The 14,253-nt window shown below is 61.6% G+C and carries 11 protein-coding genes; 2 read left to right on the forward strand and 9 right to left on the reverse strand.

All coding sequences use genetic code 11. From position 1 onward, the window contains the following. Positions 1 to 102: 102 nt before the first annotated feature. From ACJ70B_RS20715 to ACJ70B_RS20735, 5 genes are all read right to left on the reverse strand, one after another. On the reverse strand, positions 103 to 1,248 hold the full coding sequence (locus ACJ70B_RS20715; RefSeq protein WP_408960325.1) for an ABC transporter ATP-binding protein: 1,146 nt from the start codon (positions 1,246 to 1,248) through the stop codon (positions 103 to 105). A 108-nt stretch (positions 1,249 to 1,356) separates the two neighbouring features. After that, positions 1,357 to 2,007, reverse strand: coding sequence for a DUF624 domain-containing protein (locus tag ACJ70B_RS20720; protein ID WP_408960326.1), 651 nt, complete (start codon positions 2,005 to 2,007; stop codon positions 1,357 to 1,359). After that, positions 2,004 to 2,870, reverse strand: coding sequence for a carbohydrate ABC transporter permease (locus tag ACJ70B_RS20725; protein ID WP_408960327.1), 867 nt, complete (start codon positions 2,868 to 2,870; stop codon positions 2,004 to 2,006). Before ACJ70B_RS20725 ends, ACJ70B_RS20720 begins: the two co-directional genes overlap by 4 nt. Further along, complete coding sequence (locus ACJ70B_RS20730; RefSeq protein ID WP_408960328.1) at positions 2,867 to 3,790, reverse strand: carbohydrate ABC transporter permease; 924 nt, start codon at positions 3,788 to 3,790, stop codon at positions 2,867 to 2,869. The genes ACJ70B_RS20725 and ACJ70B_RS20730 overlap by 4 nt, the downstream gene beginning before the upstream one ends. A gap of 5 nt (positions 3,791 to 3,795) precedes the next feature. After that, complete coding sequence (locus tag ACJ70B_RS20735; protein WP_408960329.1) at positions 3,796 to 5,064, reverse strand: extracellular solute-binding protein; 1,269 nt, start codon at positions 5,062 to 5,064, stop codon at positions 3,796 to 3,798. A 363-nt stretch (positions 5,065 to 5,427) separates the two neighbouring features. Between ACJ70B_RS20735 and ACJ70B_RS20740 the strand changes: the two genes are divergently transcribed. Beyond that, positions 5,428 to 6,528 (forward strand): M24 family metallopeptidase, encoded by a 1,101-nt coding sequence (locus ACJ70B_RS20740; RefSeq protein ID WP_408960330.1) that lies wholly within the window; start codon positions 5,428 to 5,430, stop codon positions 6,526 to 6,528. Positions 6,529 to 6,618: 90 nt separating this feature from the next. On the opposite strand, the gene melA is transcribed toward ACJ70B_RS20740, so the two are convergent. From melA to ACJ70B_RS20755, 3 genes are all read right to left on the reverse strand, one after another. Beyond that, positions 6,619 to 7,938 (reverse strand): alpha-galactosidase, encoded by a 1,320-nt coding sequence (melA, locus tag ACJ70B_RS20745; RefSeq protein WP_408960331.1) that lies wholly within the window; start codon positions 7,936 to 7,938, stop codon positions 6,619 to 6,621. A gap of 25 nt (positions 7,939 to 7,963) precedes the next feature. Beyond that, positions 7,964 to 8,830 (reverse strand): fumarylacetoacetate hydrolase family protein, encoded by an 867-nt coding sequence (locus ACJ70B_RS20750; protein WP_408960332.1) that lies wholly within the window; start codon positions 8,828 to 8,830, stop codon positions 7,964 to 7,966. A gap of 149 nt (positions 8,831 to 8,979) precedes the next feature. Beyond that, positions 8,980 to 9,741, reverse strand: a complete 762-nt coding sequence (locus tag ACJ70B_RS20755) for an IclR family transcriptional regulator (protein WP_408960333.1) — start codon at positions 9,739 to 9,741, stop codon at positions 8,980 to 8,982. A gap of 562 nt (positions 9,742 to 10,303) precedes the next feature. Here ACJ70B_RS20755 and ACJ70B_RS20760 point away from each other — a divergent pair. Next, a complete protein-coding gene (locus ACJ70B_RS20760; protein WP_408960334.1) occupies positions 10,304 to 12,214 on the forward strand; it encodes a glycoside hydrolase family 127 protein in 1,911 nt (636 codons plus the stop codon). 57 nt (positions 12,215 to 12,271) lie between these two features. Here ACJ70B_RS20760 and ACJ70B_RS20765 read toward each other — a convergent pair whose 3' ends face one another. Further along, positions 12,272 to 14,161, reverse strand: a complete 1,890-nt coding sequence (locus ACJ70B_RS20765) for an ABC transporter ATP-binding protein (protein ID WP_408960335.1) — start codon at positions 14,159 to 14,161, stop codon at positions 12,272 to 12,274. Positions 14,162 to 14,253 lie beyond the last annotated feature (92 nt).

Here is a 14,253-nt window from a genome sequence, read left to right on the forward strand (position 1 = left end):
CTCGACGGCGAGTCGGCCGCGGGAACGACACTGACTCGAGGCCGACGACCGAGCGTGACGGAATTGCTGTCCGGACCGCCGCGTTCCGTACACGTCCGTATTTCAGGCGGGTGGTTCGTCCGACACCATCGCCTGCTCCATCTCATCGACGAGGAGATTCTCGCCCGTCCGCGTATCGAACACGTGGACGTCCGACGGATCGAACGTCACGTGGAGCGTTTCACCGACGGTGGGTGTCACGCCGCTTGCGGCCCGTACCCGACACTCTTGGCCGTCGATGTCGAGGTAGAGGTAGTTGTCGCTGCCCGCGTTCTCCACGACGTCGACGGTCGCGGGTATTGCGTTCTCGCCCGTCGCTTCGATCCGGATGTCTTCCGGACGGATGCCGAGTTCGAGACCTGATGCCGTCTGTGTATCGCCGATCGTCTCTGCGACGGACGACGGGATCGAATACTCGAGGCCTTCGCCGACGAGCGTCGACCCGTTCAGTTCCACGTCGAAGAAGTTCATAGCGGGGCTCCCGATGAAGTCGGCGACGAATCGGTTTGCAGGGCGGTCGTACACTTCCTCCGGGGTACCGAACTGCTGGAGTTCGCCCTCGTTGAGAACGACGATCCGATCGCTCATCGTCAGCGCTTCCTCCTGATCGTGGGTGACGTAGATCGTCGTCGTCCCTAGATCCTCCTGGAGGCGTTGTAATTCCGTCCGCATGTGTACTTTGAGTTTTGCGTCGAGATTACTGAGCGGTTCGTCCATCAGGAAGATTTCCGGGTCGCGAACGATGGCCCGTCCTGTGGCGACTCGCTGTTGTTGGCCGCCGGAGAGGTTCGCCGGCTTGTCATCCAACAGGTCCTCGATCTCCAGCATCGCCGCCGTCTCGCGAACCCGTTGGTCGATATCGTCGCCGGAAAGGTCCGTCGTCAGCTTCAGCCCGTAGGCCATGTTCTTGCGAACGCTCATGTGCGGGTAGAGAGCGTAGTTCTGGAACACCATCGCGATCCCCCGCTGTTGGGGCTCGACGCCTTTGACGCTCTGTCCGTTGATCTGGATATCTCCGTCCGAAATCTCCTCGAGGCCGGCGACCATCCGCAACAGCGTCGATTTGCCAGAGCCCGACGGGCCGACGATGGTGATGAACTCGCCGGCCTCGATACGAGCGTTGAAGCCGTCGACGGCGATGAAGTCGTCGTACGTTTTTCTCGTGTCGTTGAACGTGACTGACGCGCTCGAATTGTTCTCGTTACTCATGGTGTATCCTCCGATCGTGGTTCGCGATATCGTCGGTTGTACTGCCGAAACGAGCGAGCGGTCGCTCGTTGGAGACTGTGCGCGGACGTCCGTATGCGACGTATCGGATCATGTGTCTACTGCCCGTTCGTTCGGCCAATCGGTCTCCGAGACGGTCGTGACGAACTCGACGTGGAAGGCGAAGGCGACGCCGGCAAACAGCAGCGCCACGGCGACCGTCAGTAGCGACGAGACGACGAACAGCGTACCTGTCACCACGGCAAGCGCCACTGCACCGATGGCATGGCGTGCGGTCCAGCGGTAGCCGGCCGTCACCGCGTTGACGACGGACTTGCCTTCCGCCAGCCCGACGAACGTCGGCACGGAGACGAGCCACAGGTAGATCGCGGTGTAGCCGCCGATCAGGGCCAGCAGGCCCGATATGAGCGTTCCTGTGGTTAGATACGTGTACGCGTACGTCGCCGCGATGGCGAGTATCACGAACGGAACGAGACCGATCAGCGTCGCGTGGACGAACTGCTCGCGAACGGTCGTCCACACCGCGTCTCGGTCGATCCCATCGATGTCACCTTCGCGGAGCGACAGCACCGCACGGTAGGCACCCACTGTCGCGGGCCCGACGGTGACGATCGGGAGCGACGCGAGGAACCATCCGAGACTGATGACGACCACCGAGACCAAATTGGTCCAGACGAACCGCCCCGTCGACTGTATCGTCGCATGCAGGGGGTCGTGCGTGTCGGGGTTCGTTTCGATCATTTGACCGTCCCCTGCGCTTCGACCGCCTTGACCAGATGCCGTTGCAAGACCAGAAACACCAGCAGCAGCGGCAGCGACGCGATCACCGCGGACGCCATCACGATGCCGGGGTTCACGATTCCCATGTTGTCCTGTAAGGTCACGAGCCCAATCGGGAGCGTATACAGGCTGCTGTCTTGCAAGATGACCAGCGGCCACAGGAACGAGTTCCACGTCCAGATGAAGATGAACAGCCCGAGGGCGGCCAGCGCAGAGCGCATTAACGGCAGGATGATATGCGTGAAGATGCGCAGCCGCGAGAACCCGTCGAGGCGTGCGGCCTCCTCTAACTCCTCCGGGATGTCCCGGAAGAACTGGTAAAGCATGAACACGCCCAGCGGGTTGGCGACGCTCGGTAATACGACGCCGAACAGATTGTTGACCAACCCGAGTTTCGCGACGATCATGAATACTGGGACGAGGTTGACGATACCCGGTACGAGGAACGACGCCACGATGACCGTAAAGACGATCCTTCGTCCCGGCCACTCGAGGCGCGTCAGCGAGTAGGCGATCATCGCGTCGATTACCAGTACCGTGACGGTCGTCAGAGTCGCGAGAACGACCGTGTTTATCGTCCACTGGACGATCTGGGAGTTCGAGAGCAAGATCCGGTACGCTTCGAACGTGATCTCGCTGGGGAGTAAGTGCGGAACCGACGAATAGATCTGCTCGCGTGGCTTGATCGACGTCGAGAACATCCACCAGTACGGAAGGAGAAACAGAGCGGCCGTGCCGTACAACGCGACGTAGAGGGCGATCGATCGAAGCCGCTGTTCGGAAAACGAGACGTCCTCGAGGAATCCGCCCGATTCGGTACTCATGACGTATCACCTCCGAGGATGTAGAAGTTAGTCGCGGACACCGCAATCAGGATCATAAACAGGACGTAGCCCACGGCGGCCGCGTAGCCGAAGTCACCGGTGCTGAACGCCGTGTTGTACAGGTACAGCACGATCGTCGTCGTCGAGAACGACGGCCCGCCCTGTGTCATGATGAACGGCTGGCCGAACACCTGAAACGAATTGACGAACGTCGTGATGACGACGAAGATGAGGGGATTCTTCATTTGTGGGATCGTGATGTCCCACATCATTCGCCAGCTGCTGGCACCGTCCAATTTCGCCGCCTCGTAGAGCCTGTCGGAGACGTTCTGTCTCGCCGCCAGCAAGACGACGAAGTTGAACGCAAGCGACCACCAGACCGTCGCGAGCATGATAGCGGGCATCGCGAGGGTCGACGAGATTAACCAGTTCCCCGTATCGACGGGGATGTAGTGAGTAATGAGTCCGCTGGCGCTGAACAGATCACTCCATAATAGCCCGATCACGGCGACGGTCAGCACGTACGGGCTAAAGAAGATCGTTCGGAGCAGCCATTGTCCCTTGATCTCGCGGTTGACGCCGAGCGCGAGTAGGAGCGACAGCGCGACGATCGTCGGTACGGTCAGCACTACGAAGTAGATCGTGTTCCGCAACGCCTGCCAGAACCGCGGGTCATTCAATAGTATCCGGTAGTTCTCGAGGCCGATGAACTCGGACTGTGCCGGGAAGACCGGATCCCACTCGTGGAGACTCATAAACAGGCCAAGTAGCAGCGGGCCAAACAGGAATCCGGTGGCGATGACGAGATACGGCAGCGCGAAGCCGATTCCTGCGAGTTGCTCGCGTCGCCCTCGAACTATCTGGTCGAGTCTGAAGCGACCGTCGTCGGTTCCATCAGAACGGTGTTTAGATTGTGCCATGGTCGTCAGTCGAACACCCCGCGGATGCCGTCTGCGGCCTGCTTGACCCCCGTTTCGGGGTCGACGTCGTTCAGCCGAACGGACTGAATTCGCTGCCAGATCACATCCAAATACTCCGTATTCGAGTCCGTCCGGGGTTCGTACGCGAACTGCCCGTTCTGGGACATCTCGTAGAACGTTCCCACCGACTTCGACCACGCGTCGCTGTTGCGGAGGTCGTCGCTCTCGAGTGCCGCCTTACTCGCGGGCAGGTGTCCCGCATCGGTACCCCATTTGACAGCGTGATTCTGGGTGAGTTCGCGGATGAATTTGATCGTCTTTTCTCGCCGCGCGTCGGTGCGGGATTCGTCGTAGGGTATAATCAGGGTGTGACTGCTCGCGTTGGTCATGTGTTTCTCTGCGTCGGGCATCACCGCCGGAGTCGTGAGTCCGAAATCGAAGCCGATCTCGCGGACGACACTGAGATGCCATGTGCCGTCGATGAGAAAGCCCGCTTCGCCGTTGTTCCAGGCTTCCCACCCGGCAGTGCCGTCCTGTGGCACCCAGCCGCGCTCGTTGATAATCTCGTCTAAGTACCTCGCGACGGCGACGCCGTCCTCGTTGTCGAAGCCCGGTTCGTTGTCTTCGGTCAGGAGCGGCCTGCCCATGCTCCTGACGAACATCTGGAACATCGCCGCCAAGATCGAATCACCGTGGATATGTCCGCCGATGTAATCGGTGTTCTCGGTGATCGTCTGACAGACATTCCGGAGTTTCTCCGGTGTGTTAGGCGGGTCTTCAGGATCGAGCCCCGCTTCCTCGAAGACGTCCTTGTTCCACCACAGCCCGTACGGATGCGCGTCGAGTGGCACCCCGAGGAGTTCGTCGTCGACCAACACCTTCTCCATGATCGCGTCGGCGTAGACGCTGGAGTCGATGTCATCGGTCATCGGGACGACGTAGTCCTCGTACTCTCGGAGTCGCTCCGAGCGGAGTATGGCCACGTCGGGGACTTCCCCGGCGGCGAGTGCAGTATACAGGCGGTTGTAGTACTCGTCCGGTGGAACTCGCTGGCGGTTGACGTCGAGATCGGTTTCGTCGTTGATGCTATCGACGATCGATTTCATCGTACTTCCGTCGCCGCCGCCAAACAGCGTCCAATACGAGATCCCGTCGTCGTTGCCGGCGGTAACGAGGTTTCCACACCCGGCTATCCCAGCGATCCCAGCGGTGCCCGCCGCCTGCAGGAATCGTCGTCGGTTCGTCGAACTACCTATGCCGTCGAGACGTACCATTACCGCTGTCACCTCCAATCATTATCTTCTATGTATGATGACTCTGCAATAACATCACATATATTTCTTGCCTAATCCGTGGTCTAATATACAGTCGGGGATCCCGATCGTCCAAGACCGTACGATAGTCGTGTTTTATACCACTATATGTGAATAAACGCGCGGTCTCTCCAGTAGAAAAGCCGCCTGCTTCAAAGACGACGTGACCGCTCGCTACTCCGGTACTATGATGGTATCATCGTGCTCCTCCCATGCCTTCTCTTTCCGACTCTCGAGTCGATAAGTCGGTGCGATAGCGCTGTGTATCGATCCGAACGTGCCGCATCCACAATGATTTATTGGAAGGCTCTCGTTGCGGAGGATATGACGGCGGTATCCGACCAGAAACTGACGCGTTTAGACGAATACATGGCCGAACAAGCGGTAACCGAACTCTGGTTTCTCAGGCCGGCGAACGTCGCGTGGTTGGCCGGCGGAAACTCGACCGTCGACCGCGCGGCGGACATCGGCGTCGCCGCGCTCGGCTACGACGGCGACGCAGTGCGAGCGCTCACGTCGAACAACGAGGCGGATCGGTTCCGCGAGGAGGAGTTGCCGCCGGCGGTGCCGATCGAGACGTTCGATTGGCACGAATCATCCCTCGAGAAGGCGGTCGCACAGGAGAGCGCCGACCGGGCCAGTGCGGATGTCCCGACGGTCCCGGGCGTAGCGCCGGTCGATGCCTCGCAACTGCGGCTGCCCTTTACCGAACACGACCGGCAGATACTCGAGCAGGCCGGCCGAGCCACCGCCGATGCGGTCGAAACGGTCGCGAGAGCAGTTTCACCGGGCGATACCGAGCGCGCCGTGGCAGGACGCCTCCGCGACGAACTCTGGGAGCGTGGCCTCGAGTCGCCCGTCGTTCTCGTCGGCGGTGCCGAGCGTTCCCAGCGCCATCGCCACTTCACGCCGACGAATGAACCACTCGGCGAGTACGCGCTGCTGACTGTCGTCGCGGTCGACCGCGGCGTCAACGTCGCCGTCACGCGAACCGTCGACTTCGACGCACCGGCGTGGCTGCGCGAGCGCCACGACGACGCGAGCCGCGTTGCGGCGACGGCAGTGGCGGCGACACGAGACGCCGCGACGGTCGATGATGGCACCGTCGGCGATGTCTTCGCCGAGATCCAGCGAGCGTACGCGGCCGTCGGCTGGGACGACGAGTGGCGGCGACATCACCAGGGCGGTGCTATTGGATTCGAGAGCCGGGAGTGGACCGCGACGCCGTCGGCCGACACGCCCGTCGAAACGCCCGCGCCGTACGCCTGGAACCCGACGGTGCAGGGGGCGAAGGCGGAAGACACCGTCCTGGTTTCGTCGGCCGGCGTCGACGCGGTCACCGACACCGGATCGTGGCCTACCAAGACGTACGAGGCCGTCGGCCGCGACCTGCGTGTCGACCTCCCGACGCCGCTTTCCAGATGAACACCGCGTCTACGCGGCAATCGCCGGTGCTCCGTGATCGGCGTGATAAATTCGGAGGGGCGACGGAGAAGAGAACTCGTTCGGGACGCGTCAGTCCAGGTCGGGCAGATACTCGGCGTTCGCGACCAGCAGGTCATCGACCAGTTCGTCGATCGTCTCAAGGTCGAGCGCGGCCGCCGTAAGCGGATCGAGTTTGACGGCCTGACGGAGCGCTGTCTCGTCGTGCTCGAGGATCGCGGTCACGGCGCGTTCTTGGACGGCGACGTTCGATCGGTTCAACGCCGCGAGCTGCGGCGGCAGGTCGCCGACGGAGCAGGGATGAACGCCACCCCCGTCGACGAGACAGGGGACCTCGACGCACGCGTCGTCCGAGAGGGTATCGATTGCGCCGGTGTCGTTCCGGACGTTGAGGTTCATGCGACGCTCCTCGCCGGTTTCGATCGAGTGGATGAGCCGGGAGCCGTACTCGGCGGAGCGCTCGAGCGCCACGTCCTCTGTGGTGACCTCGAACTCGCCCTCGCTGGTCGGCTGGTAGGACCGCCAGTGTTCCAGATACCGCCCGGTCGGCATCCACTCGCTCGTGTAGTGACCGAACTCTTCCTCGGGGGTCAGCTCGTCGATGACGTCCTGGTCCGTCCGGAAGTACGGGAGGTACTCGCTCAGGTGGTGGCTCGACTCGGTGATGAACGCCCCGAAGTGGTCCATCACGTCGAAGCGAACCGGATCTTGCACGTAGATATCGGGGTCGTCCGCGGCGTCGCAAAGTGCCGGATACAGATCCTCGCCGTCGCGTTCTACCTCGAGATACCACGCCATGTGATTGATACCGGCGACCCAGTGGTCGATCTCATCGCGCGGGATATCGAGGTAGCGACCGATGGCCGCAGTCGTGTGCTGGACGCTGTGGCAGAGCCCTACGACGTCGACATCGGTCGCTTCGTCGACCGCCCAGCAGAGCATCGCCATTGGGTTCGTGTAGTTCAGCAAAAGGGCGTCGGGACACAGCGCTTCCATGTCGTGGGCGATGTCGAGTACCGTCGGCGCGGTCCGCAGCGCACGGAAGACGCCGCCGGGACCGAGCGTGTCGCCGACGGCCTGGTTTACGCCGTACGCCTCGGGAATGCGGATCTCGTTCTCAAACGGCTCCTCGCCGCCGACGTTGATCATGTTGAGGACGTAATCGGCGTTCTCGAGGGCCGCTCGCCGATCCGTCGTGGCGCGGATCTCTCCGGGAAGGTCGTGGTGGTCGACGATCGCCTCGCCGACCTCGGCGGTCCGGGCCAGCCGCTGTGAGTCGATATCCATCAGCGTGATCGTGCTGTCCCGGAGGGCCTCGAACGAGAAGATGTCCGTCAGGAGGTTCTTCGCGAACACAATACTGCCGGCTCCAATGAACGTCACATTCGTCATCGTGTAAGACAGTGCTCGAGAACGGTTATACTTCGACGACCGTGTTAACGAGTTCGCCAATTCTGTCGATTGAGATGCGCACCTCGTCGCCCGGGCGGAGCGTGAATTCCTCCTCGGGGACGAGCGACGTTCCAGTGAGCAAAACGCCGTTCCCCGGAACTGCGTTGTGGTCGCGCCAATAGTCGACCAGTTCTTCACAGGTACGCTCCATCTTTCCAGTCGACGTCTCGCCGTCGTAAAGAACTGTCCCGTCGCGGCTGATCTCCATCGACATCGTTAGTTCGTGGGGATCGCCGACGCTCTCGGCCGACGCGACGCAGGGACCGATCGAACAGCACTTGTCGTATACCTTCGCCTGTGGCAGGTAGAGCGGGTTCTGTCCCTCGATTGAGCGGCTACTCATATCGTTGCCGATCGTGTAACCGACGATGTCGCCGTCGTAGAGGACGATGCCGAGTTCGGGTTCGGGCACGTCCCACGCCGAGTCCGCGCGAATGCCGACCGGCTCGTTGGGACCGACGGTTCGACTCGGCGTCGCCTTAAAGAAGATCTCCGGCCGTTCGGCTTCGTAGACCTGCAGGTACATCTCCGACATGCCGCTCTCGGCTTCGCGAGCCTCCTCGCTGATCTCGTAGGTGACACCGGCCGCCCAGACCTCGTCGGGGACCACCGGCACTGCGCTATCGGCAAGCGCCTCACGCTCGACGGTCGGCGCGTCGGCCATGAGCGCTTCTCCGAGCGTATCGATCCGCACGTCCGCGACGTTCGCCGCCGCCGCGAGGTCAGAGAAGGTGTCGAGTCGGGGCTTGACCGCCGTGAGATTAGAGGCGGCGTTCCCGTCGTCGGCGATCAAATTATACCCGTCTCCGCTGGGGAGTCGATGATACCGCATAAATAGGCTAATATCCTTATTGATAATAAAGCTCCCGTCCATGACGGGATTCGACGATCGGCGCGGAGAGACCGACAGCTCTCGGCCCTCCGAATGCGGAGTTTTGAGATCGGACGGCTGAGTTCCAGTCGACTGCCAAACGGAGCGGGTTACGAGTAGTTGTGCTCGAGTTCGATGACGTTTGCCGTGCCGAGGACGGCGTCGGGGAGTTCCTCGTAGAACCGCTCCTCGCTGATACGGTGGACTGGACAGGCGACGCTGATGGAGGCGATACTCCGTTCCCGGCCGTCCGTGATGGGAGCGGAGACACAGCAGAGCCCGGCGAGGCGCTCCTCGTTGTCGACCGCGTACTTCTGCTTTCGAATCTGGTCGAGTTCGCTGTATAGCTGGTCTCGATCCGTGATCGTCTGGTCGGTCAGCTCCGGCATCCCACGCGTATCGAGGATTTCGTCGACCTCCTCGCGAGAGCGGAAGGCGAGGATCGACTTGCCAAGGGCCGTACAGTGAAGCCCGACTTGTTTGCCCTCGTGGGTGTCCAGTTCTACGGCGTTTTGCCCCTGTGCCTGATAGAGGTAGATCCCCATCCCGTTTTTCTCAACGAGGAGGTTCGCCAGTTCGCCAGTTTCGTTGGCGAGTTTGTCGATCTCGGATCGCGCCGTCTCGTAGATACTGGTCCGGTCTCGGGCATACGCGCCGAGTCCGAGGAAGGACAGCCCGATCTGGTATTCGTCGCCCTCCTTGACGAGGTACTCCCTGTTTACGAGCGTGTTCAGGTGATTGTGGACCGCGCTCTTGCCGATATCGACCTGTTCGGCGATTTCTGAAACACCTGCGCCGTCGAGCTCTTGAACGATCTCCACGATCTCCATCGCCCTGTCGACCGTTCGGACCGGATGTTTCGGTTCTTCCATGCCATCTCTTCACAATCAAACACCATAATCTTTGTTCTGAATGAATCGCCGCTGCTTCTTCAGGAGTGATCACTGCTTCACTATCAGTAAACGCCGGCAACAGTACTCGGATCGGAGGAGGTCGGCTACATAGCGTTCTCTGTTACAGAATATGTTCGAGTGGGACTGGATATCGTTTCGATATAGAGAACGGAAGGCGAAGCATATAGCGCCCAACTATTACACCCATACAACTGTAAATAAGATGCTAGCTCTAGCACGGACGGCCGGTTCTGGACACCGAGGGCAGTTCAGGGCGATCACGTGCGTGACAACGGCATTCATAGGGCGGAACTGGTGGTAGCCGCGAACATCCTCGGGAATCAGTTCGGTGCTTGATCGGCGTGATTCTCCGTGTTCGACATGAGCGCAGCCTATGACAGAATTCGATTCTGTATGCGAGAACGTTGGGCCAGACCGGCTCGCGGCCTCGAGAGCACCTCACGACGATCCATCTGCGGTCCAGCGGGCCACGTTCTCGGTAACTTTTATGACCAGGTGAGTGATACGGGCTGTCACACGCATGAATCAACAAGGTGGGCGAGCAGACGGAATGTGGCTCTCGGACGTCGAGATCGATGACGAGTTCTGGACGCCGCGACGGGAGCGAAACAGGGACGTCACGATCGACTATCAGTACGAGCAACTCGAGGAATCTGGCACGCTCGAGAACTTCCGACGCGTCGCGGCCGGGAAGTCAGGCGGCTTTCAGGGGATGTGGTTTCAGGATTCGGACGCCTACAAGTGGATCGAAGGGGCCTCGTATGTCCTTGCACAACGCGACGATCCGGTGCTGGCCGAGCGCGTCGACGAGGTGGTCTCGCTGATCGCCGAGGCCCAGGGAGAGGACGGGTATCTGAACACATACTTCTCGCTGGTCGAACCCGAGAGCCGGTGGACGAACCTCCATATGATGCACGAACTGTACTGCGCCGGGCATCTGATCGAAGCCGCGGTCGCCCACTACCGGGCGACGGGAACGGAGACGCTGCTCGACGTGGCGATCGATTTCGCGGACCTTATCGACGACGTCTTCGGCGACGAGATCCAGGGAGTGCCGGGCCACGAGGAGATCGAACTGGCGCTCGTGAAGCTCTATCGAGTCACCGGCACACGTCGGTACCTCGATCTCGCGGCGTATTTCATCGATCTCCGCGGGAAGGATGACCGACTGGCGTGGGAAATCGACAATCCGGAGACGCTCGGCGGTGCCGAGTACGGGGACGGCTCTATCATCCCGGACGCGCGGAGCGTCTTCACCCGCGAAGACGGAACGTACGACGGACGGTACGCCCAGGCCCACAAGCCGCTCCGAGAACAGGAGACCGTCGACGGCCACTCCGTCCGGGCGATGTACCTATACGCGGCGGCGACGGATCTCGCCCTCGAGACGGGCGAAGACGAGTTGATCGAGGCCATAGAGCGCCTCTGGACGAACATGACGACGAAGCGAATGTACGTCACCGGTGGACTCGGCCCCGAGGCGGCACACGAGGGGTTCACGACGGACTACGACCTCCGAAACGACGCGTACGCCGAAACCTGCGCCGCGATCGGGAGCATCTTCTGGAATCAGCGGCTGTTCGAACTCACCGGCGAAGCGAAGTACGCCGACCTCATCGAGCGAACGCTGTACAACGGCTTCCTCGCGGGCATCTCGCTCGACGGGACAGCGTTCTTCTATGAGAACCCCCTCGAGAGCGATGGCGACCACCACCGCAAGGGGTGGTTCGACTGCGCGTGCTGTCCGCCTAACGCGGCTCGGTTGTTCGCATCGCTGGGTGACTACGTCTACAGCCGGCGGGAGTCCGCGCTCTACGTCAACCAGTACGTCGGCAGCACCGTCACGACGACGGTCGACGGTACGACCATCGATCTGTCACAGGACAGTGCCCTCCCGTGGTCCGGCGAGGTAACCATCGACGTCGACGCTGACGGAGCGTCGGTGCCGCTTCGGCTCCGAATTCCCGCGTGGGCCGAATCGCCGACGGTGACGGTAAACGGGGAAACGGTCGACGTTCCTACGGACGGATACCTCGAGCTAGAGCGGGCGTGGACCGACGACCGGATCGAACTGACCTTCGAACAGACGGTGACGCAACTCAAGGCCCATCCCGCCGTCAAGGCCGACGCCGGCCGCGTCGCGCTCAAACGCGGCCCGCTGGTCTACTGTCTGGAGGCGGTCGATAACGACCGGCCGCTCCACCAGTACGAGGACCCATCCCCGGTTTCGACGGAGCACCGACCGGAACTGCTCGAGGGAGTCACGGTCATCGAGGGAGCGGCGAGCGTGCCGGATCGGGATGGCTGGGACGACGACCTGTACCGACCGGTGAGCGAGACGGCCCGAGAGCGGATCGACGTCACCGCGGTTCCGTACTACGCGTGGGACAATCGCGCCCCGGGAGCGATGCGGGTCTGGATCCGGTCGTAGCGGCGTCCGATCACCCTGGCGGTGAGAACGGAATCGGTCCCGATCCGGCGGACCGCCTCAGTTGTTCTGCGTGATGCGATCGACGAACGCCTCCGGAAGCTCGTTGATCTCGCCGGCCTGTACCTTCCAGAGATTCGCGTAGAGGCCGTCCGCCTCGAGCAGCGTCTCGTGAGTCCCTCGTTCGACGATTTCCCCGTCATCGAGGACGAAGATGGTGTCGGCGTCACGGACGGTCGACAGGCGGTGGGCAATGACGAAGGTCGTCCTATCGGCGGTAAGCTCTATGAGCGAGCGCTGGATGAGCATCTCGGTCTCAGTGTCGACGTCGCTGGTGGCCTCGTCCAAGACGAGGATCCGCGGCTCCGAGAGGATAACGCGGGCGAGAGAGATCCGCTGGCGCTGGCCACCGGAGAGTTTGACCCCCTCCTCGCCGACCTCGGTATCGTATCCGTCCGGAAGCGCCTCGATGAACGCGTGGGCCTGTGCGGATTTCGCGGCCGCGACGATCTCGTCGTCGGTCGCATCGAAGGTCCCGTAGGCGATGTTCTCTCGGACGGTGCCGCCGAAGAGGTAGTGCTCCTGACTGACGTAGCCGATCGCGTCTCGGAGACTCGACAGCGTCACGTCGCGGACATCGCGGTCGTCGATCCTGACTGCCCCCTCGTCCGTGTCGTACATCCGCATGAGAAGTCGGACCACCGTCGACTTGCCCGCGCCGGTGGGCCCGACGAACGCGACCGTCTCGCCCGGTTCGACCGCGAACGAGACGTTCTCGAGAACGTACTCCTCGTTGGGATCGTAGGCGAAACACACGTCGTTGTACTCGACGCGGCCGTCGACGCCCGAAAGCCGGGTCGCGTCGTCCTTGTCTTCGATGGCGGCGGGCATGTCCATGAGCCCGACGACGCGCTTGCCGGACGCGCGGGCGTTCTCGTACTGTTCAATGATGCGGGCGATTTGCTTGAGCGGCCCGGTGAACCGCTGGCTCATAAACAGGAACGTGACGAGCGAGCCGACGGTGAGCGTCCCGCTGAACAGCGGCGGCGGCCCGACGACGACCCAGTACCCCCCGATGATGAACGTCGCCGCGAACGACGCGTTCGTGATGAGGTTGCTTCCCGGGTGATACACCGTGTTGAGCCTGATCCGTCGCCAGTTGGTTTCGAAGTAGCGGTTCGAGACCTCCTCGACCCGGTCGGACTCGTACTCCTCGGTTGTCATCGCCTTGATGAGGGTGATGCCGCCGAGATTGTTCTCGAGTCGAGTGTTCATGCCGCCGACGCTCGCCCTGATCGAATCGTAGACCGGTTCGACCCGGTGCATGAACCACAGCGTGAACGCGGTGAGCAGCGGCACCGCACCGAGCGTTACGACAGCGAGCTGCCAGTTCAAGTAGACGAGGATCGTCGTGATACCGACGAGCACCGTGGTGATCCGGACCGCTCGAGTGAGCGCGTCGTCGAAGAACTGCTCGAAGTTGGAGATGTCGTTATTGAGGATGCTCATAAGCTCGCCCTTCTCGTGGCCGTCGAAGAAGCGAACGTCGAGTCGCTGAATCTTGTCGTACGTCGCGGTGCGAACGACGTGCATCAGGTGGTGTGAAAAGTAGTCGACCGTAAACATTCGCACCGTTGCGAGCAGACCCGTAAGCAGGTAACAGCCGAGAATGATCCCGAACGAGAACCACAACTGTGCCTCCGGTGTCGACGGAATCACAGCAGAAGAGACGAACGGAAGGTGATACGGCGCCGTCCGTGTGAACACGGCGTCGATAGCGACGCCGAGGACGAACGGCGGAACGAGCGACGCCGCCCGCTCAACCAATGCCGCGAGGAGCCCAATCGAAAACCAGCGACGCCGGTCTTGGCTAAACCGTGCGAAGAGACGGAGTAACGGCCATTCGACTGCGTCTCGATACTCAGACAATCGGTGTTCGTTCCTGGACACTGTGTTCTCGAGGGTCGGACCCGGCAGTTCAAATAGTTTGGTACTAGATCACGGACCGCGCGTCGTGAGGGCCGTGGGACCACCGCCTTCGC

Source organism: Natrinema sp. 74 (assembly GCF_046097095.1).
In the GTDB taxonomy this organism is placed as follows: Archaea; Halobacteriota; Halobacteria; order Halobacteriales; family Natrialbaceae; genus Natrinema.

Bases quoted from the DNA above. Each gene is read 5' to 3' on its own strand.
- melA (WP_408960331.1), bottom strand. From the start codon at position 7,938: ATGACGAATGTGACGTTCATTGGAGCCGGCAGTATTGTGTTCGCGAAG.
- ACJ70B_RS20715 (WP_408960325.1), bottom strand. From the start codon at position 1,248: ATGAGTAACGAGAACAATTCGAGCGCGTCAGTCACGTTCAACGACACG.
- ACJ70B_RS20755 (WP_408960333.1), bottom strand. From the start codon at position 9,741: ATGGAAGAACCGAAACATCCGGTCCGAACGGTCGACAGGGCGATGGAG.
- ACJ70B_RS20720 (WP_408960326.1), bottom strand. From the start codon at position 2,007: ATGATCGAAACGAACCCCGACACGCACGACCCCCTGCATGCGACGATA.
- ACJ70B_RS20740 (WP_408960330.1), top strand. From the start codon at position 5,428: ATGACGGCGGTATCCGACCAGAAACTGACGCGTTTAGACGAATACATG.
- ACJ70B_RS20735 (WP_408960329.1), bottom strand. From the start codon at position 5,064: ATGGTACGTCTCGACGGCATAGGTAGTTCGACGAACCGACGACGATTC.
- ACJ70B_RS20760 (WP_408960334.1), top strand. From the start codon at position 10,304: ATGAATCAACAAGGTGGGCGAGCAGACGGAATGTGGCTCTCGGACGTC.
- ACJ70B_RS20730 (WP_408960328.1), bottom strand. From the start codon at position 3,790: ATGGCACAATCTAAACACCGTTCTGATGGAACCGACGACGGTCGCTTC.
- ACJ70B_RS20750 (WP_408960332.1), bottom strand. From the start codon at position 8,830: ATGCGGTATCATCGACTCCCCAGCGGAGACGGGTATAATTTGATCGCC.
- ACJ70B_RS20725 (WP_408960327.1), bottom strand. From the start codon at position 2,870: ATGAGTACCGAATCGGGCGGATTCCTCGAGGACGTCTCGTTTTCCGAA.